This window comes from Sphingobacterium sp. R2 (assembly GCF_040760075.1).
In the GTDB taxonomy this organism is placed as follows: Bacteria; Bacteroidota; Bacteroidia; order Sphingobacteriales; family Sphingobacteriaceae; genus Sphingobacterium.
This window is the reverse complement of sequence record NZ_CP142884.1, coordinates 4065062-4083264: the sequence shown is the minus strand read 5'-3', so window position 1 is coordinate 4083264 and position 18203 is coordinate 4065062. Positions and strand designations below refer to the sequence as shown.

14 protein-coding genes and 1 pseudogene are annotated in these 18203 nt (G+C 38.1%); 8 read left to right on the top strand and 7 right to left on the bottom strand.

Translation table 11 applies throughout. The annotated features are described in order from the left end of the window. The first annotated feature begins 2 nt into the window (after nt 1–2). The 4 genes from VXM68_RS16985 (at nt 3) to VXM68_RS16970 (ending at nt 6240) form a co-directional block, all read left to right on the top strand. The gene (locus VXM68_RS16985; RefSeq protein ID WP_293957614.1) at nt 3–740 is read left to right on the top strand and encodes a LytTR family DNA-binding domain-containing protein; all 738 of its coding nucleotides are present in this window, start codon (nt 3–5) and stop codon (nt 738–740) included. A 114-nt stretch (nt 741–854) separates the two neighbouring features. Further along, nucleotides 855–1595: an ImuA family protein gene (locus tag VXM68_RS16980; protein WP_293957613.1), complete on the top strand. Its 741-nt coding sequence runs from the start codon at nt 855–857 to the stop codon at nt 1593–1595. A 2-nt stretch (nt 1596–1597) separates the two neighbouring features. Then, nucleotides 1598–3097, top strand: coding sequence for a DNA polymerase Y family protein (locus VXM68_RS16975; protein ID WP_367209468.1), 1500 nt, complete (start codon nt 1598–1600; stop codon nt 3095–3097). Nucleotides 3098–3099: 2 nt separating this feature from the next. After that, complete coding sequence (locus tag VXM68_RS16970) at nt 3100–6240, top strand: error-prone DNA polymerase (RefSeq protein WP_367209467.1); 3141 nt, start codon at nt 3100–3102, stop codon at nt 6238–6240. 255 nt (nt 6241–6495) lie between these two features. On the opposite strand, the pseudogene VXM68_RS16965 reads toward VXM68_RS16970, so the two are convergent. Beyond that, nucleotides 6496–7734, bottom strand: a pseudogene (locus VXM68_RS16965) (MFS transporter). Nucleotides 7735–7825: 91 nt separating this feature from the next. Here VXM68_RS16965 and VXM68_RS16960 point away from each other — a divergent pair. After that, nucleotides 7826–8116 carry a helix-turn-helix domain-containing protein gene (locus VXM68_RS16960; protein ID WP_294188133.1) on the top strand — a complete coding sequence of 97 codons (291 nt, stop codon included), beginning with the start codon at nt 7826–7828 and terminating at the stop codon, nt 8114–8116. Between the two features lie 91 nt (nt 8117–8207). Here VXM68_RS16960 and VXM68_RS16955 read toward each other — a convergent pair whose 3' ends face one another. Next, complete coding sequence (locus VXM68_RS16955) at nt 8208–9200, bottom strand: 2-hydroxyacid dehydrogenase (RefSeq protein ID WP_293957605.1); 993 nt, start codon at nt 9198–9200, stop codon at nt 8208–8210. 300 nt (nt 9201–9500) lie between these two features. On the opposite strand from VXM68_RS16955, the gene VXM68_RS16950 reads away from it, so the two are divergent. Both VXM68_RS16950 and VXM68_RS16945 read left to right on the top strand, forming a co-directional pair. Next, nucleotides 9501–9881 (top strand): PleD family two-component system response regulator, encoded by a 381-nt coding sequence (locus tag VXM68_RS16950; RefSeq protein ID WP_294188130.1) that lies wholly within the window; start codon nt 9501–9503, stop codon nt 9879–9881. A 52-nt stretch (nt 9882–9933) separates the two neighbouring features. Beyond that, nucleotides 9934–12150: a DUF4838 domain-containing protein gene (locus VXM68_RS16945; RefSeq protein WP_367209466.1), complete on the top strand. Its 2217-nt coding sequence runs from the start codon at nt 9934–9936 to the stop codon at nt 12148–12150. A gap of 207 nt (nt 12151–12357) precedes the next feature. Here the strand turns inward: VXM68_RS16945 and VXM68_RS16940 are convergent, their stop codons facing one another. The 3 genes from VXM68_RS16940 to VXM68_RS16930 all read right to left on the bottom strand — a co-directional run bounded on the left by VXM68_RS16940 (nt 12358) and on the right by VXM68_RS16930 (nt 14740). After that, nucleotides 12358–13386: a low specificity L-threonine aldolase gene (locus VXM68_RS16940; protein ID WP_367209465.1), complete on the bottom strand. Its 1029-nt coding sequence runs from the start codon at nt 13384–13386 to the stop codon at nt 12358–12360. 422 nt (nt 13387–13808) lie between these two features. Then, nucleotides 13809–14207, bottom strand: coding sequence for a DUF2809 domain-containing protein (locus tag VXM68_RS16935; protein ID WP_367113705.1), 399 nt, complete (start codon nt 14205–14207; stop codon nt 13809–13811). Between the two features lie 17 nt (nt 14208–14224). Further along, a complete protein-coding gene (locus tag VXM68_RS16930; RefSeq protein WP_367209464.1) occupies nt 14225–14740 on the bottom strand; it encodes a hypothetical protein in 516 nt (171 codons plus the stop codon). A gap of 102 nt (nt 14741–14842) precedes the next feature. On the opposite strand from VXM68_RS16930, the gene VXM68_RS16925 reads away from it, so the two are divergent. Then, on the top strand, nt 14843–15667 hold the full coding sequence (locus tag VXM68_RS16925) for a hypothetical protein (RefSeq protein WP_367209463.1): 825 nt from the start codon (nt 14843–14845) through the stop codon (nt 15665–15667). Here VXM68_RS16925 and VXM68_RS16920 read toward each other — a convergent pair. Together VXM68_RS16920 and VXM68_RS16915 are read right to left on the bottom strand one after the other, a co-directional pair. After that, nucleotides 15651–17006, bottom strand: coding sequence for a GH1 family beta-glucosidase (locus VXM68_RS16920; protein WP_367209462.1), 1356 nt, complete (start codon nt 17004–17006; stop codon nt 15651–15653). The genes VXM68_RS16925 and VXM68_RS16920 overlap by 17 nt on opposite strands. Nucleotides 17007–17283: 277 nt before the next feature. After that, nucleotides 17284–18006 (bottom strand): SIMPL domain-containing protein, encoded by a 723-nt coding sequence (locus tag VXM68_RS16915; protein ID WP_294350437.1) that lies wholly within the window; start codon nt 18004–18006, stop codon nt 17284–17286. Between the last annotated feature and the right edge of the window lie 197 nt (nt 18007–18203).

The window sequence follows — 18203 nt, the reverse complement described above, 5'->3', positions numbered from 1 at the left end:
AAATGATTAAAGTTTATATTCTTGAAGATGAGCATAATATCTATTTGTATATTAAGTCTTTATTAGATTCGATACCCTATGTTCAAATAGTAGGGTATAGCCCATCCATTGTTCAGGCAGAGCGCGAATTGCCAATATCCAATCCGGATCTTATTTTAGCTGATATTCAACTTAAAGACGGATCAAGTCTGTCCTTCCTTTCAGAGCTGAAATTGGACATTCATACTATTTTTATAACTGCCTTTAACCAGTATGCCATAGAAGCACTCAACATAGGTGCAATTGCTTATTTATTAAAGCCTCTTGTTCCAGAGCAATTTATCGAAGCAATTGAAAAATGTTATAAGAAAAGTACAGAATTTAGATTCAACAGTATGCAGTTAAGCATGGCTGAAAGCTATCTAAAGGCGCCTAGCAGGCCTCGGAAAATAGCGTTACGTACATTTGAATATACCCAGATAGTCAATATTGATGATATTCTATATTGCCATGGTGACAAAGGTTATACCACATTTTATATTAAAGACAGCAAACCTATGATGGTTTCAAAAGTCCTCAAACATTTTGAAACCATGCTTCCAGAATCAGATTTTATCCGTTGCCATCAATCTTATTTAGTAAATGCAAACTACATAAAAAAGTATTATAAAGATGGGCAGATTGAAATGTCTGATGGTAAAATGATTCCTGTTGCGACTAGAAAAAAGGATGTTATCCAACAATTCCTGAATGAAATATAAGCCTTAAACTAACACATACCTCTTACATCAGCTTTATTACTAAAAAATGTAGCAGTATTCTTTATTGCTAAAATATTTAGTATTATATTTGTTTGTTATTAAATAGGAGGGGCTATGATGTTAGAAGAAAAACAGGCTTTGATCGGCAAGCTTAAAAGAGATCTGCTTGTCTGGCAGGGTGTACCTGAAAGGTCAGGTGATGAAATTGCTATGGATTTGGGACCTTTGGAAAAAGCTTTTCCAAATGGTACCTTTCCCAAAGGTGTAATACATGAATTTGTTAGTTTTAGCCGTATAGATAGTGCTGCATCCTGTGGTTTTATCGTTGGTATCCTTGGAAAACTAATGCGAAATGCTGGAATTTGTATATGGATAAGCTCAGTCCAAACCGTATTTCCGTCTGCAATCAGCACATTTGGGGTCGACCCTGCATCGATTGTTTTTGTTTCCATGCAGCAGCAAAAAGATGTTTTATGGGCGATGGAAGAAGCGTTGAAATGTCCTGGTATAACAGCAGTATTAGCCGAGATACATCAGCTGGATTTTGTTCAATCAAGACGGCTTCAACTTGCTGTTGAAAAAAGTAAAGTAACTGGTTTTATACTTCAACATAATCCGAAGCTATTGTTGGCCACCGCTTGTGCGGCACGATGGAAAGTCACTTCTTTGCCTAGTCAATCGATTGAGGGGTTACCCGGTATTGGCAACCCCTGTTGGAATGTCGAGCTGCTTAAAGTAAGAAATGGTACAACAGCCAAAGGAAAAATAGTTTGGACTCCGGAGGGCTTTAAAATATTATCCAACAAGGATATCGAGTCAGAAAATTGGAACTATAATTATCAAAATCTTGGTTAGTCATGAAAAAGAGATTTGCGTCATTATGGTTTCGTTATTTAAAAACAGATTGGTTTACTGTGTGTAAACCACAATTGCAAGATATTCCCTTTGTTTTGTCGATCGCAGTTCAAGGAAAACTGATCGTTAGTGCGCATAATTCACTAGCAGAGCAAGCGGGCGTATATTCAGGTATGGCCATAGCGGATGCGCGGGCATTTGTTCCATCACTTAAAATTATCCATGAACAAGCAGGACTGTCTGAGAAATTGCTGCATTTTATAGCTGGTTGGTGCATAAGATATACACCACAGGTTTCAATAGATGAACCCGACGGGATTATGTTAGATATTAGTGGTTGTGCCCATCTTTGGGGCGGAGAATTGGCCTATTTAACACATATTGCCTCTACATTTAAACACCATGGTTATACTGTTCGCATAGGTATTGCTGATACCATTGGTGCCGCTTGGGCGATAGCGCATTTTGGAGCTGATGATAGTATTATAAGAGAACAGGGCCAATTGGAGGCTCTTCTGCCTTTACATCCAGCAGCATTACGATTGGAAGATAGTCAATTGAAGAGGCTGCAAGCGCTTGGATTACAATCCATAGGAAGTTTTGTTCACATGCCCCGGACAGTTTTGCGTAGAAGGTTTGGCGCTAGTTTGCTGCTTCGCCTAGATCAGGCTATGGGATTAGAGGACGAATTTATTACTCCTATAAAGTCTATTTTACCGTATGAAGAGCGTTTACCTTGTCTTGAACCAATATGTACACCAAATGGTATTGCACTGGCTTTAGAAGATTTAATAAATAAATTGTGCAAACGATTGTCGGCAGAAGGTAAAGGATTACGTACAGCCAAATTAAACTGTCATCGGGTAGATGGAAAAATAGAGACAATTACTATTGAAACAAGTCGTGCTACAGCTCAGGTAAAACATATTCTTCAGTTATTTGAACTAAAAATTTCACAAATTGAACCCGCATTGGGTATTGAATTATTTACGCTGGGTGCATCCAAAGTAGAGGAAGTAGATCCTGTTCAGGAAACTCTTTGGGAAAATCGAATTGGACTAAAAAGTCCATTGGTTACCCAACTTTTAGATCGTTTAAAAAGCAGAGATTCCAGTTGTGAAATACTACGATATGTTCCATCTGCACACTATTGGCCTGAACGATCCATAAAAATAGCTGCTTCTATGGATGAGGTCGCATCTGCTGAATGGCAAACCGAGCGTCCACGTCCGACACGACTGTTAAAGGTTCCCGAGCGTATTATAGTCACAGCACCTATACCCGATTATCCTCCCTTAGTGTTCCGTTATAAGGGAGATAGTTATACTATCAGAAAAGCAGATGGTCCCGAACGAATTGAGCGTGAATGGTGGATTGATCCAGGTGAACATCGGGATTACTATGCCGTGGAAGATCTAGAAGGCCGGCGGTTTTGGCTGTATCGATCTGGACATTACGGCGGACAGGAAGATGAATGGTTTTTACATGGCTTTTTTGCATAAAGATGAATTATTGTGAATTACAGATAACAAGTAATTTCAGTTTTCTCGAAGGTGCCTCGCACCCCGAAGAATTGATTGAACAGGCGGCTCAATTGGGCTATCATGCTGTCGCAGTAACTGACCGTAATAGCCTTGCTGGTATTGTTCGTGCACATGTAGCGGCTAAAAAAGCCGGTGTACGGCTTATTCCTGCCTGTCGCTTGGACCTACAAGATGGCCCAAGTTTACTCGCTTACCCGACAGATAAAGAAGCGTATGGTCGACTTTCAACATTGTTAACCGTTGGGAACTTAAGGGCTGAAAAAGGCAAATGTGAGTTGTATAAAAAAGATGTATTTCAATATGCTGAGGGAATTATGTTTATTATTTGTCCACCTGAAAAATTGGTGGCTGGTTTTGAGCTAGATCCTTTTTTTATTGAATTTGTACAGCAATGTCAACAGTTCCTCCAGGGCTTTCTTAGTCTAGGTATTAAAAAACTCTATCGTGGAGATGATTCAAAACTATTGTTTAGAATAAATCAACTTGGTAAACAATGCGATATTCCACTTGTTGTTCTCGGCGATGTATATTATCATATACCTGAAAGGCGTGAATTGCAGGATATTTTAACATGTATCCGTCAAAAATGTACTATACAAATTGCTGGGTTCAATTTGCATCCCAATGCAGAACGCTACCTAAAGTCAATCACTGAAGTTGAACGTTTGTTTAGGGGGTATCCCGAGGCTATCGAACAGAGTGTAAAAATTGCAAATGCTTGTCATTTTTCCTTAGATGATTTGAAATATGTATATCCCGATGAGTTATCTTCTAATGGGCGAACGACGCAGGAGGAATTAACCTATCTAACTTGGGAAGGAGCCAAGAAAAAATTTGACGGTGATATCCCCGATAGCATTCGGGAAACGATTCAAATGGAACTTGATTTTATCCAGCGTAAAAATTATGCTTCTTATTTTTTGACGGTATATGATTATGTTCGATTTGCCAAAGAAAAAGGAATTTTATGTCAGGGGCGAGGTTCCGCGGCAAATTCTACGGTTTGTTACTGTTTGGGAATTACTTCGGTGGATCCCTCTAAATATAGGCTTCTTTTTGCACGATTTATGTCCGATGCCCGCGATGAACCACCAGATATAGATGTCGACTTTGAACATGAACGTCGTGAGGAAGTAATCCAATATATTTATGAGAAATATGGACGCAATCGAGCTGCCATTGTGGCTACAGTTACACAAGTACGTTCAAAAGGAGCTATACGTGATGTTGGTAAGGCCATGGGACTATCTTTAGATGCTGTAGGGCGTTTAGCAGGCATAGTAAGTAGCCATTGGGATGATGTTATCAATTTAGAGCGTTTAGTTGAACAGGGCTTTAATCCCGAAGACCAGCATCTGAGAAAAGTGCTGGAGTTGACGTATCAATATATTGGATTTCCGAGGCAACTGGGCCAGCATACTGGTGGGTTTGTAATTACACAAGGTAATTTACATGAACTCTGTCCTGTAATAAATGCTCGAATGGATAATCGCACCAATCTCGAATGGAATAAAGATGATCTGGAAGCACTCGGTTTTCTGAAAGTAGATGTATTGGCTTTGGGAATGTTGACCTGTATCCGAAAGGCTTTTGAACTCGCAAGAAAACATTACGGAAAAGAGCTTACACTCGCCGACATTGGAGCCGAGGACGATCCAAAGGTTTACGATATGATCTGTCATGCAGATACCTTAGGTGTATTTCAGATTGAAAGCCGGGCCCAGATGTCGATGTTACCCCGATTAAAGCCTAAAAAATTTTATGATTTGGTGATTGAAGTGGCTATAGTACGTCCGGGACCTATACAAGGGGATATGGTGCATCCCTATTTACGTCGTCGAAATAAAGAAGAAGAAGTTGATTATCCTAGTCAAGAGATCGAAGCTATTCTTGAAAAAACTTTAGGAGTTCCTCTTTTCCAGGAGCAGGCCATGGAAATTGCTATAGTTGCAGCAGGATTTACACCTGCGGAAGCCGACGAATTGAGGCGTAGTATGGCAACATTCAAATCCAAAGGGCAGGTATCTTCCTTTCACCAAAAAATGGTCGATGGCATGGTCAAAAAAAACTATTCAGAAGAATTTGCCAATCGAGTCTTTAAGCAGCTGGAAGGATTCGGAAGTTATGGCTTTCCAGAGAGCCATGCAGCATCTTTTGCATTACTAGTATATGTGTCCTCATGGCTTAAGTATTATTATCCAGATATTTTTGCTGCATCCTTATTGAATAGTCAGCCGATGGGCTTTTATCAGCCCGCTCAAATTGTTATTGATGCACAGAAACATGGTGTACTGGTACATCCTATTGATGTAAATCATTCAACTTGGGACAATACGTTAAAGGGTGAGATGGGTAAACCACATGCCCTTCAATTGGGGTTACGCCAAATTAAAGGATTTTCCATGGAAGAGGCCGTCGTGCTAACTACTGGTCGGCACAATGGCTATTCATCCATTACTGCAATGATGGACGTTGGATTATCGCTTGCTACCTTAGAAAAGTTAGCGCATGCAGATGCGTTTAGGTCGCTGAATATGGATCGTCGACAAGCACTTTGGGAAATTACAGCATTAGGTGATCGGCCAATTGAATTATTTAAAGGGCAAGCTTCTGAAAGTATAACCGAGGGACAGATCCAGTTACCATTGCTTACGGAAAGTCAGCATGTGGTTGCAGACTATGCAAAAACATCGCTATCCATTAAAGCACATCCGGTGAGCTTTTTGCGAGGAAAGCTAGATCTTCTCCATGTAGTGCCGACAGCAAAATTGGGAGGGATAAAAAATGATATGCCGGTCAAGATATGTGGATTGATTACCGTTAGGCAACGTCCAGGAACCTCTAAAGGTGTTTTGTTTATCACCATTGAAGATGATACAGGTTTTGCAAATATTGTGGTTTGGAGTACTGTGTTTGAAAAATATCGGAAAGAGATCCTTCGGGGAAAGCTCCTTATGGTCGCTGGTAAAATTCAAGCTGAAGGAGAAGTTATTCATGTCATTGCGCAACGTTGCTTTGATATGTCTGGCTTGCTAATGGATTTAACAGCAGAAAATGATAATGCTGCAGGCGTATTTCATAAAGGAAGAAATTTTCATTGATCTCTCATTTATTTATGATAATTCGGCCATGGAGGGTAAGCATGCTTGCGTCACTTGAATGATATTAATTTTTTTTCTGCGTAATGCCTATGATTTTTATTTGCCCAGCGGTTCTGGTCAATGGGAAGCGAGCCCGCTGAGCATGTCCATTCCCTATGATTATGCTTTGGTAAACAAATATAAGGCAATGGAGTAACTACTTTGATTTTCTGCAAGATATGGTAAGTATAATGCTAACCTAAATTATGTTCTATTTTACTTATTAGAAGGTAAACATGCTACTGCACACACGACAATCAACAGCAATATGACCGATAGTGACATTGAGTAGCCATAGGATGAGGAGATATGCTGCCAACCCAAAAAAATGCTTTCTTTTTGATGGAAAAATACACCAACAATACAAGCAATGCCTAGGCATATCGATAATTGTTGTATGGTAAGATATACGGCAGAGGCGTCAGCAATAAACCTCTCATTGAGATCTTTTAAAGCAAGTGTCATTAATGCGGGCAATACACTGCCACAGCCAATACCATAAAAAAAGAAGAGTGCATGTAATTGATCATTATCTAAAAACTGTGTATTGAAAATAAAAAGATGAAACAACAAGCCCAAAATCATAATTCCTAATCCATTAAGTATAACTATTTTTCCATAACGCTGTATTAATCTACTTACAATAACGCTAGCGAGTACATAACCTATGCCTTGCTAAATAAAGGCAATTCCAGTCATTGTAGACGTATAATTTTTTTGATTTTGAAGGTAATTGGAATTAATGATAAAGTAGGCATCCTGAACCATATAATAAGCTAATGCAGCGAGAAGCCCTATGTTGAAAATCCGATTTTTGAATAGGAAGAAATTTAGTAGGGTAGGATAACCTCTTTGTTGTAGTTCTCGTTGCTTTTTTAGAAACAATAAAACGAAAAAAAGTGTTCCTCCCAACAGCAATTGTGACCACAATGGCCATTTCAACTCCGGACCCATGATTAATGGAAAAATTATCCCCATCAAAAGCGCAAACAATGTTAGCATTGGCATAAAAGAGATCGAAGACTTTACACTGGAATCATCTTTAGGCGTATACCGATAAACAGCAAAGAAGGCGAGAAATCCAATAGGCACATTGATTAAAAAGATAAGGCGCCAGCTATCGTTTATCCAGGTTTGATCGGGGAGTATTCCACCCAATAACTGACCGATCACCGAAGCAATACCCGCTATACTTCCATAGATGCCCAATGCCATGGATCTCTTTTCTGGATTTTGAAATAATAAAGTAATCAGTGCAATACCTTGTGGAACCATCAATCCAGCACTAATTCCCTGGGCCAGCCTTCCGAGCAATAAGGCGTAGAGATTGCTTGAAACACCACATAGAAAAGAAGCGAGGGTAAAACCGGCCATTCCAACTAAATATAACTTTTTCTTTCCATAGCGATTTCCGGCATTTCTGGCATAAATCAAAATACTTGCGTAACCAACAATATAAAGTACAATAATCTATTGCGTATCACTATTACTTAAGTGGAGCGCATGCTGAATGTTCGGAAGGGAAACATTCAAAATAAAAAGGTCTATGACGAAAAGAAATACAGCAGTTGAATGGAAGGTACTGCTCATTAAAGCTATAGCGAAACAATGTCCCAAAAGATTTGGTGAGCTTAGGCGTGAAATGGAAGATTTGGCGCAAACGACATTGACTGTCCAGTTGCGTGAGCTCGAACGTGACGGAATTTTATGTAGACAGATTTATGCCGAATCTCCGCCACGGGTAGAATACAAACTCAGCGAGTTGGGAAAAACTTTATTGCCGGTCATCGAAAGACTTGATGAGTGGTGGGCAAGTTACCAGAGCGAAAGGGGATAGATAGAAAACGAATATAATAATCGAATCAATTCCAACTGTTCTTTTGAGCACGTATATACGGGGATGATTTATAATGCTTACGACGTCTTGTTTATAGCAAGACGTCTTCATCAGTGATTCCTTTAGATAATAAGTCGGAAATACTCCGCAGTGTTCTTTGAGAAATTTCTGTTAACGCTTCAGTGGTGAAGAAAGCCTGATGTGCGGTTACCAAAACATTAGGATAACTCATTAATAGTTGTATGGTCTCATCTTCAATAATTGTCGTTGATAAATCTTTAAAAAACAATTTTTCCTCTTGTTCATACACATCAATACCCAGTAATCCGATTTTGCGCTCTTTAAGCGCTTTGATAACGTCATTGGTATTAATTAAGTTACCTCTACTTGTATTAATGATTGTAACCCCATTCTTCATCTTATCCAATGATTCCTTATTAATCAAATAGTGGTTTTCAGGAGTGAGCGGACAATGTAGCGAAATGATGTCTGACTCCTTAAAGACTTCATCCAACGATTTATAATCGACGCCTTTTGCTACAAGCTCAGGATCTGGATATAAATCATAGGCAATGACATTCGCGCCAAACCCTAAGGCTATTTTGATAAAAGCCTTTCCAATTTTTCCAGTGCCAATTACTCCAATCTTTTTCTGATAAAGATTGAACCCCAAAAGTCCATGCAATGCGAAATTTTGTTCCCTAACCCGATTATAAGCTTTATGCGTTTTACGATTTAATGTCAATAACATGGCCATTGTATGTTCAGCAACTGCTTCGGGAGAATAAGCTGGAACTCGACACACTTTTATTCCAAACTCCCGTGCCGCTTCTAAATCAACATTATTAAATCCCGCACAGCGCAAGGCTATCAACTCAACACGTTTTTCAGCAAGTACTTCGATAACTTGTCGGTTTAGTTTATCGTTGACAAATGCACAGATTACCTTCTCGTCTTCAATAGCATTCACAATGTGTGGCCCTAGGTGCGTCTCATAAAAATTAAACTGAAAACCATAAGTACTATTTTCTTTTTCAAAGAATAACTTGTCATATGGTTTTGTGGAAAAGAAGGCGATTTTCATAAATTGTTTTCTACGTATTAGTATAATATAAATATACAGTATAAATTATTAATTGGGATATACACAAGCGGTTTTATTTCGTCCATTCACATTATAAACTATCGCAGTAGAGCCTTAAGACTATTAAATAATAAGTTGAACGATATAGTGGTGAATACAAGAAACCAACACGCTAAAGCATGCTATGAATTGAAATTAATGCTAGATAATTTTTTGCGGTCTTGTAGTTGTGTGTCTACAACGACTTCTGTTTTTTTTTCTAAACTTTGTAGGACTATGAAGCACTAAAATTAAAACCCTATGAAGAACGAAAAGAAGAGAATTCTTGTTATTGAAGATAATGAGATTTTATTGAGCACGATGCAGTTTGTTCTTTTAAGGGAGGGCTATGATCTATTACTTGCAAATTCTGGGAAAGATGCGCTCTCGATGGTTTTCGACGATAGCCTTGATTTAGTCATAACAGACTTATCATTACCTTTCGCGAACGGTTTCGAAATAATCGAACGCATTCGGAAAAGCAATACGAATAATCAGGTACCAGTCATCATTATTTCGAGTTTCCGTGACGATAATAGTATTTCAGAAGGATTTAAGGTAGGCGCCAATGATTATATTAAAAAGCCTATTTCTCCGCACGAGCTGATATCACGTGTACGGTTAAGGATAGGTCATGCTTAATCAAGGGTTGTGAGTGATTTTGCTCGCATCTATCCGTATAATAAATTTCAATATGATGTGGAAGTGTATTTTAGGTCTATTTTCATTGGTAACGATAGTGCAAGCACAAGATCGAATCACATTAGTTGAATATGGGAAAACAGATTATATCATTCAAGCGGATATAGACAATCCTGTTTCAATGCAAGCCGCGGGTGTTCTCAAATCTTTCACAAAAGAAAGTACGGGCGCAGACTATGCTATACAAGCTAAAGTTGATGTTTCGGATGCTATTATTTTGGAAAGCCTACCCATAACGGAGTCCTTTCCCGAGGATAGTTATTCTATTGATGTTGTGGGAAAGACTATTTGGATTAAGGGAAGTGGTAGAGGAGTGTTATTTGCGGCATACCGTTATGTAAGGGATATCATTGGCGGAAGAAAATGGTATGTAGGTAATGAAAACACCTATATTCCTAAGTCTACTAGTTTATATGTAGCTGCAGATCTAAAAATTCTTTCAAAACCAAGTTTTCAGTATAGAGAGGTCTATTTCCCAGTAGAACTGGATCAGGAATACATGGATTGGTATGGTCTCCATTATCTGGAAGACAAGTGGGGGGATTGGGGACACACTGCCAGTAAAATACTGCCACCATCGATTTATTTTAAAAGTCACCCCGAGTATTATTCGCTATTTGATGGGAAGCGCCAGCCGGCTCAGCTTTGCCTCTCTAATGAAGATGTCTTTACACATACCGTTGTTTACTTTAAGCGCAGGATGCTTGAAAATCCGAACGCTATTTATTGGTCTATTGCGGCTAATGATGACAGGGGAAGCTGTGCGTGCGATCGTTGTCAGGCTATAAATATGCGAGAAGGGGGACCGCAAGGCTCATTAATACACTTTGTGAACCGGGTAGCCGCAATCTTTCCAGATAAAAAATTCACGACATTGGCTTATCTTGAAACGGCTAATGCACCTGCACATTTAAGAGTTGCAGATAACGTGTCGGTTATACTAAGTAATATTGATGCTTTCCGGAAAAATGATATCACTGTTGAAGCCTCGGCAGCAACTTTCAGAAGGCAATTAAGCGCTTGGAAATCCAAAGCTAAGCATGTCTTTGTATGGGATTATTTGACCCAGTTTACCAATTATCTTACACCTTTTCCAATTCAAGGGACAATGCAGAAAAGTCTACATTATTTGAAAACACAAGGCGTAGAAGGCATTTTTTTACAGGGTGGTGGTGCGACTTATAGTGATATGGCGGAGCTAAATGCCTATGTTTTGGCCAATCTTGCCTGGGATACGGACGTTCGGTCAGAAGATCAATTAATGAATGAATTTATCGAGGGCTATTACGGTAAAGCCGGACCTTTTGTGAAAGCATACCTTAAACAGCGAAGAGGTCGTTTGCCGGGGCCGTCCTCTGCTTTGTCGATTTATGGAAATCCAATTGAAAATAGAATTGATTTTTTAAGCCCAGAAGCAATGGATCAATATAGGATGTTATTAGAAAAGGCAGAAACTGCCACTAAGGATAACCTCTTATTGGCATCACGCGTTAAACGTATCCAATTAGGGCTGGATTACACCTATTTACAGCAAGCAAGATTTTATGGCTTCCATGATCGCGGTATATTTGTGCGGGATGGTAATCGGTGGGTAGCGAAACCAGATGTAACGCGCAGGGTCGCTCAATTTGTTGAAGATGCCAAAAGGCTAGGGGTAACAGAACTCGCCGAAGCTGGAGCATCGCCGGACAGTTATGCAAAAGAATGGAGTGACATTTTCAATGCCGGAGTTAGAATAAATAAAGCTTCAGAAGCAAGTATCACATCGAAAAATCCATTTGACCCATCATTCCCAGCAAATGGGTTAAAGACACTAACGGATAGCGTTCCGGGCTATTTGGATTATAGTTACAATTGGCTATTGTGGAATGGTAAGCCAATGGATATTACTTTCGACTTTAAACAACCAACACAAATAGATACAATCGAACTCAATTTTCTGAAAGATGCCCGGCATTGGATATTTCCACCAAAGGAATTACATATTTCGCTCGCTATAAATGGTAAAGATTTTCAAGAAGTATCCGTTCAGAAGCATGCATCCATGAAAGAAGATTATAAGGTGGATAAAGTTCGATATCAAACATTAATAAATAGTAAGGTTACTGCTATTCATATTTATGCTGTCCCGTATAGAAAATTACCGCTATGGCGAAATCATCCCACAAAGCATCCACTGATGGCGTGTGATGAAATTTGGCTATATTGATCTTGTGAAATACTTAACTTAATTCCAATTGTTTTCGATATGGTTGTTAATCATTGCAACACTCTTCGGTGCTATCGCTGCAACTGCGGTATGGCGAGTTTTGGAGCCCAAAGTTTAGTTGATTCCACTTTTATTTAACGAGTTTTATAGGCAGGCATCTACGTATTAAACTCGTTAAATGAAAGTAGAACGTTGCTGGCAACAAAACTATCTTAAATCCGATAGGTCAGCAATAAAGTTCAAAACCTGTTCCTCTTCGGTAGCCCAAGAAGTAATTAGGCGAATAGCAGCATTATCATGATCTATTTCTTTCCAAATGTAAAACTGATATTTTTGACTCAATGCCTGAATGAGAGACTTTGGTAAAATAGGGAATAGCTGGTTTGTGGTGGAATCTGTTAAAAAGGAGTAGCCCTTTTCTTTAATTGCTTTAGAGATTTGCATCGCATATGAATTTGCTTTTTGCGCCAGTTGAAAGTACAGATCATCTTTAAACAATTCGAGAAACTGTACGGATAAGACGCGACCTTTGGCTAGTAAGGCACCTTTTTGTTTGATCGCATAATCGAAATCCATCGCCAATTCGGGCTTATTGAAAATGATAGCCTCACCTAAAAGCGCACCGTTTTTTGTACCTCCAATATAAAATACATCACAATATTTTCCAAGATCTGATAGCGCTAAATCATTGTTGGCCGCTGTCAATGCATGTCCTAAACGGGCACCATCCAGATAGAGTAGCAAGTGATGTTGCTGACAACATCCGAATAACGCCTGTAGTTCTACCAAGGTATAAATTGTCCCAATTTCTGTAGAATTTGAAATATAAACTATTCGTGGTTTTACCACGTGTGGCGCTAAAGCATGTTCTTTCAATGTTTTTATGATATCTTCAGGAGTTAATTTTCCACTTATAGTTTCTACGGTAATAACTTTATGCCCGGTTGCTTCAATAGCACCAGTTTCATTGGCAGATATATGTCCAGTCTTTGCACTAATCACGGCTTCATGAACGCGTAAGAGAAACGATAGTACCAATAGATTGGTCTGTGTCCCCCCAGATAGAAAATAGACGCAGGCTAGTTCATTAGCTATCTTTCTCCTTAAAATGGATTTTGTCTCTTTAGCATATTCATCATCTCCATACCCAGATTGCTGTATGAGATTTGTTTCAATAAGTTTATCTAAAATGCGGGGATGCGCCCCTTCTGAATAATCGTTTTTAAAACTATACATAAATTTATTTTTTAGTTGACCTGCTCTTAACTCTTTTGTTCCAATTTTTACTAATATTAGCAATGAATCTTGGCCGAATCAAAAGTATAAATACATAGCCGTTTTTCAATAATCTTGACATTGAAAAAGATTTCTTTTTCTACCACTAAAACGGCATTGTAAAAATGAATGACTAAATTGGCTAGTGGTTGCTAATCAAATTTTTATCTATATGGAATTATGAAAAGAGTTGTATTTGTTGGAAGTATCTTGCTGGCATTTGAAATGGGCTATGCTTTCAATACCGCTAAGCACTTGACTATGGTAAATTTGTTCATATCATGGATATTGAAGGAAACAAAATAGAGCTTTGGCAACCGAATGATATGGTTTACGAAAATATGGGAATTGATATGGGAGTAACAACTATAAAATAAGTTATTTTAGTCACGTTCAGTAAGAACCGATTTTAACTTGAGATGCCAACCGAAATCGAGAGACGTAGCTGCGATAGCCCCCAAACAATAAGCGATTAGATCTGACCATACGAATCCCTGGCCAAATACAAGACGTAACAGCATATTGGTTCTGATCCATAAAAAGAACGGAGATTGTATGAGTTGTAAAAATTCGATCGTAAAACAGCATACAACAGTGATGATGCTGGAAAAGAGAAATGAATTTTTAATTAATATAAAGCGTGATAGCCAGTAAACCATCACAGCATAGAGTACATCACCGCAGATCGGTGGTATTGCCCCTATTTTTCGGGACAACAGACCGAGAATGATAGTGGCTATGGCTAGGAAAAGGTACTGAATATTTGTAATTTTTTTCAACACGATACTAGGTGTCTGGTTTATTGCCTTAAATAGGAGACCGTTGGAACAACATTTCCGAAAATCTTCTTGTTTCCTTTTGTGGCTACAAATTCACCCTTTTGCGCTATCGTACTGGCAATTGAAAAAATCACAATGGTGTCGGTTTGAGGATGTATTGTAGCGAGTAGTTGTTTGTTTTGATCAAATATCTGAAGCTGGTTGACCAGCGTTTGGTTGATTTCCATGGAATGAATTGCCGCTAGTGGAATAGTTTTGAAATCTTTTTTCGAGTTCTTAATGGATAAATTCTTACTGTCAACCTGTATATCGATCTTAGGATTGATGAATTGTAAGAGGATAATCAATGGTCCAATTACAACTACCGCGACCAATATGCCTAAACCTTTCGCGGAACCAAAATTATTTGCCGCATCAGCAAGCCCATTTATACCACCTAAAAAGACATAAAGAAGAACAAATACTACTGCTAAATAACCTGATCCGAAGATTAAACCCTTTTTTATATTATGTGATTTAAATTGAAAAGTCTTCATAAAATGCGCATTTAATTTTTCGATTTTTTTTGTTAAAGATATTTATATTTATGTAATCAGACTGATTAGGTATACATTTTTTTAATTTTATCATAGGCAACATTGGAGAATATCATTGAGATTAAGCGAGTTAATTTGTTAAAGAAGTCAGATTATTTTCTATTATTGAATTATACAGTATTCACAACCCTTGGGATTGTGAGTATATTTTGGGATTGGCAAGCAAGCATTGGGCCTTTGATAGTTACGATTTTGATTTTAATAATCATTCGCAAAGTAGATATTTGGTCCTATATAATCTGGTTTATTTTTGGATTTATTAGTTTAAGCTTTTTTTTATCATGGATATTTAATCTGTCTTTCGGGATATTTTTGCTCCAAACTGCTTGTTTTACAGCGGTTAAGCCTGCGATTTCTACATTCAAGGGAATTGGACGTGACCGTACCGATATTGTATTTTCGTTAAATTCTACTGAGTTTATGTGTCTATTGCCAGAAAACAATGATTACAAAGGGTACGCAATGAATCCCATGGGCTATAGAAAGTGGTTTAAGATAGCTGACATTATCTCTGTAAAACGTGATCGACAAAATTTAGTGATTGCTTTAAGGGAGCGCCTCATTCGTCCTCGTGAACTTAACACAGAGGATGTAGACCTCATCATAAATTTTTTCCAGGCGCGCATGCCGCATCTCACCAATACTCTTGAACCGGAAAGTGTTCGCCGAGAGGAGGAAAGAATAGATTGGGTTAAATTAACGTTTATTGCTATACCCGCTATTTCCGCGGGACTTGCAATCTATTTTTTTGCCTATAACGGAAGGAATTTTTATAGCACAATTTTGGTCGTTTTTTTAGCAATACTTGTTGCCGTGGTTTTATTAAAGATTATTAATCAGTCTAATCACACTACTCAGAATGACTAGCGTTGTTATTTAAGAAATTTGCATACCATTGTCCGGAAGATTTTATAATACGCATTTGATTTTTGAAATCAACATACACCAGTCCAAATCTTGGACGATAGCCCTCTGCCCATTCAAAATTGTCAAGAAAGGTCCATACAAAATATCCTTTAATATTTACATTTTCCTGTTTTGCACGATAAACTTGCTTTAAAGCGTCTTGTAAATAGTTAACTCTTTTTGGATCATGAACGATACCATTTTCTACTTGATCGGCAAACGCAGCTCCATTCTCAGTGACGATCAAAGGGGGCATATTAGAATATGAACTAAATTTTTTAAGCATATAGTAGATGGAAGCTGGGTAAACCTCCCAATTCATTTCGGTCATTTCAACTCTACGCTTTTTCGCAGATACTATTTTCGCTCGAAGATAAGGAACAAACATTGCGTATCGTATAACTTCCCGTGTATAATTTTGTACCCCTATGAAATCCATGTTAAACTTCAAATCTTTTTCATCATTCACTTGAATATACTTTTCGATTCTATTCAGGATTTTAATCTCTTCTGTAGGATAGCCCATACCTAAAAGCGGCTCTATAAAGAGACGATTTAGCAAAACATCTGCTTTTTTTGCCGCTAAGATGTCCTTATCTCTTGAAGAAAAAGGTTCTACATGAGAACAGGAGAATGTGGTGCCAACATGGCTATCAGCTTGTATTGATTTAATGATTCGCCCTCCATGTGCCTGTGCTAAAGCAGCATGATGGACTGCAGCCAAAAAATTGCCCAAGCCTCTTCTTTCCGGAGCATGTACACCAAAGAAATAGCCCGCGGCAGTGAAGACAGTAGGCTCATTGAGCACCATCCAGTTCTTGACACGATCACCATAGGTTTGCACACATTTGGAAACGAATTCTCCAAACCAGTCTTTCACCTCACGGTTTACCCACCCACCTTTTTTCTCTAATGCATGCGGTAGATCCCAATGATACAATGTAATCCATGGAGTAATTCCAAGTTCAAGAGATAGATCAATTAGGCGGTCATAAAAATCCAGACCTCTTTGATTTACTTCGCCTATTCCATTTGGAAATATACGGCTCCATGATAAAGAAAATCTGTAATTGGGAATATGCATTCCCTTCATTAGATATAAATCCTGGTCATACCGATTGTAAAAATCACAGGCTTCATTGCCATGTTGATTTTGGAATACGCGATTCCTTTTTTGTACGAATACATCCCATATTGAAGGTCCCTTACCGTGCAGGTCGTGAGCCCCTTCAATCTGGTAGGCAGCTGTGGAAACTCCCCATATAAAATCTTCGCCAAAGGCGTCTTTGGTTAAAAGCATGTATGATAATATGATTATTGGACCTTTATCTCATTCTTTGAAACCATTAAGTTTTGTAAAATCTTAACGGTGAATAAAATGAACTGAATTGGCCCAAAAAGATTCTAAATAAAATCCCCCCGACAAAATAGCTTATTGTTTTCATAATACATACATTAACCCCTTTTAATTTTATTTCCTATCGTTCTATAAAATAACACAACTTTTATGAAGTCGATGTAAACGAAAGATTAAATGATAGTACAATAAGTGATTCGATCAGCTTGGAAAAAAAAAGCTATTTAATTTCAAATTCCGTAAATATCGTTCTCTTAAATTCTAAAACTTCTGGTGTAATTTTGAAGCCATCACCACCATATCCCTTATTGAATGTCTCTAAAGCCATTCCTGTCCGATATTGATTTGATTCGTTTGACACGGTCCCATCATTGGACAAGTACAACAGTTTCCCGATTTTAATATCAGCCCTCGAAGCAAGTTTTTTTGCAGATTTTAAAGCATCATCATACGCAATGAGGTCGGCTTCTCTCAAAATACTGTCTGCTTTAGAATGGTCAAAAGATATCGACCCAATTCCACTTATTTTAGTTTCTAATAGTTTTCCTGTCAATTCTGTGAATTTAGATAAATCATGTAAAACGAAATCGATTGTTTGCTGCGCTTGGTAACCTACAAATTTATTGGTATTGGCAACATATTGATAATCTTTGTTAGCCGAAACACTGCTAGTTTTAATATCTTGTTTGTCATTTCCGTATTTTTTCAGCAATGCTAATACTGTGTCGACAGTCGCTTGCGTTTCTCTTACAGCATCTACCATCCTTGGTTTTGTAAAAGACGTATTGATTGTCAAGGTTACTTGATCAGGCATAATTCGGATCTTTCCCTCACCACTTACACGAATTCTATTCGGATTCTCATGAGCTATTTTACCGCAGGAAGATAAAAATAAGCTTCCGCTTAAGCCTATTAGAAAAGTATAGATTAATAGCTTTTTCATACATTTTAATGTTCAATATGATGTTTATAATTAACTAATTGCCTAAATATAATAAATATATAGGAAATACCTATCGGCAAACATCACTTGAAGGAATAGGTTGCGGGAATAAATTGAATAGGATAATAGAATAGTTTTTATAGAAATGGCCAGAATTTCTTCTGGCCATGACTACTTTGTGAACTGTTTTTTTTAAT

Excerpts from the sequence above, each read along its gene's own strand:
- VXM68_RS16985 (WP_293957614.1), top strand. The coding sequence starts at position 3 with ATGATTAAAGTTTATATTCTTGAAGATGAGCATAATATCTATTTGTAT.
- VXM68_RS16980 (WP_293957613.1), top strand. The coding sequence starts at position 855 with ATGATGTTAGAAGAAAAACAGGCTTTGATCGGCAAGCTTAAAAGAGAT.
- VXM68_RS16975 (WP_367209468.1), top strand. The coding sequence starts at position 1,598 with ATGAAAAAGAGATTTGCGTCATTATGGTTTCGTTATTTAAAAACAGAT.
- VXM68_RS16970 (WP_367209467.1), top strand. The coding sequence starts at position 3,100 with ATGAATTATTGTGAATTACAGATAACAAGTAATTTCAGTTTTCTCGAA.
- VXM68_RS16960 (WP_294188133.1), top strand. The coding sequence starts at position 7,826 with ATGACGAAAAGAAATACAGCAGTTGAATGGAAGGTACTGCTCATTAAA.
- VXM68_RS16955 (WP_293957605.1), bottom strand. The coding sequence starts at position 9,200 with ATGAAAATCGCCTTCTTTTCCACAAAACCATATGACAAGTTATTCTTT.
- VXM68_RS16950 (WP_294188130.1), top strand. The coding sequence starts at position 9,501 with ATGAAGAACGAAAAGAAGAGAATTCTTGTTATTGAAGATAATGAGATT.
- VXM68_RS16945 (WP_367209466.1), top strand. The coding sequence starts at position 9,934 with ATGATGTGGAAGTGTATTTTAGGTCTATTTTCATTGGTAACGATAGTG.
- VXM68_RS16940 (WP_367209465.1), bottom strand. The coding sequence starts at position 13,386 with ATGTATAGTTTTAAAAACGATTATTCAGAAGGGGCGCATCCCCGCATT.
- VXM68_RS16930 (WP_367209464.1), bottom strand. The coding sequence starts at position 14,740 with ATGAAGACTTTTCAATTTAAATCACATAATATAAAAAAGGGTTTAATC.
- VXM68_RS16920 (WP_367209462.1), bottom strand. The coding sequence starts at position 17,006 with ATGCTTTTAACCAAAGACGCCTTTGGCGAAGATTTTATATGGGGAGTT.
- VXM68_RS16915 (WP_294350437.1), bottom strand. The coding sequence starts at position 18,006 with ATGAAAAAGCTATTAATCTATACTTTTCTAATAGGCTTAAGCGGAAGC.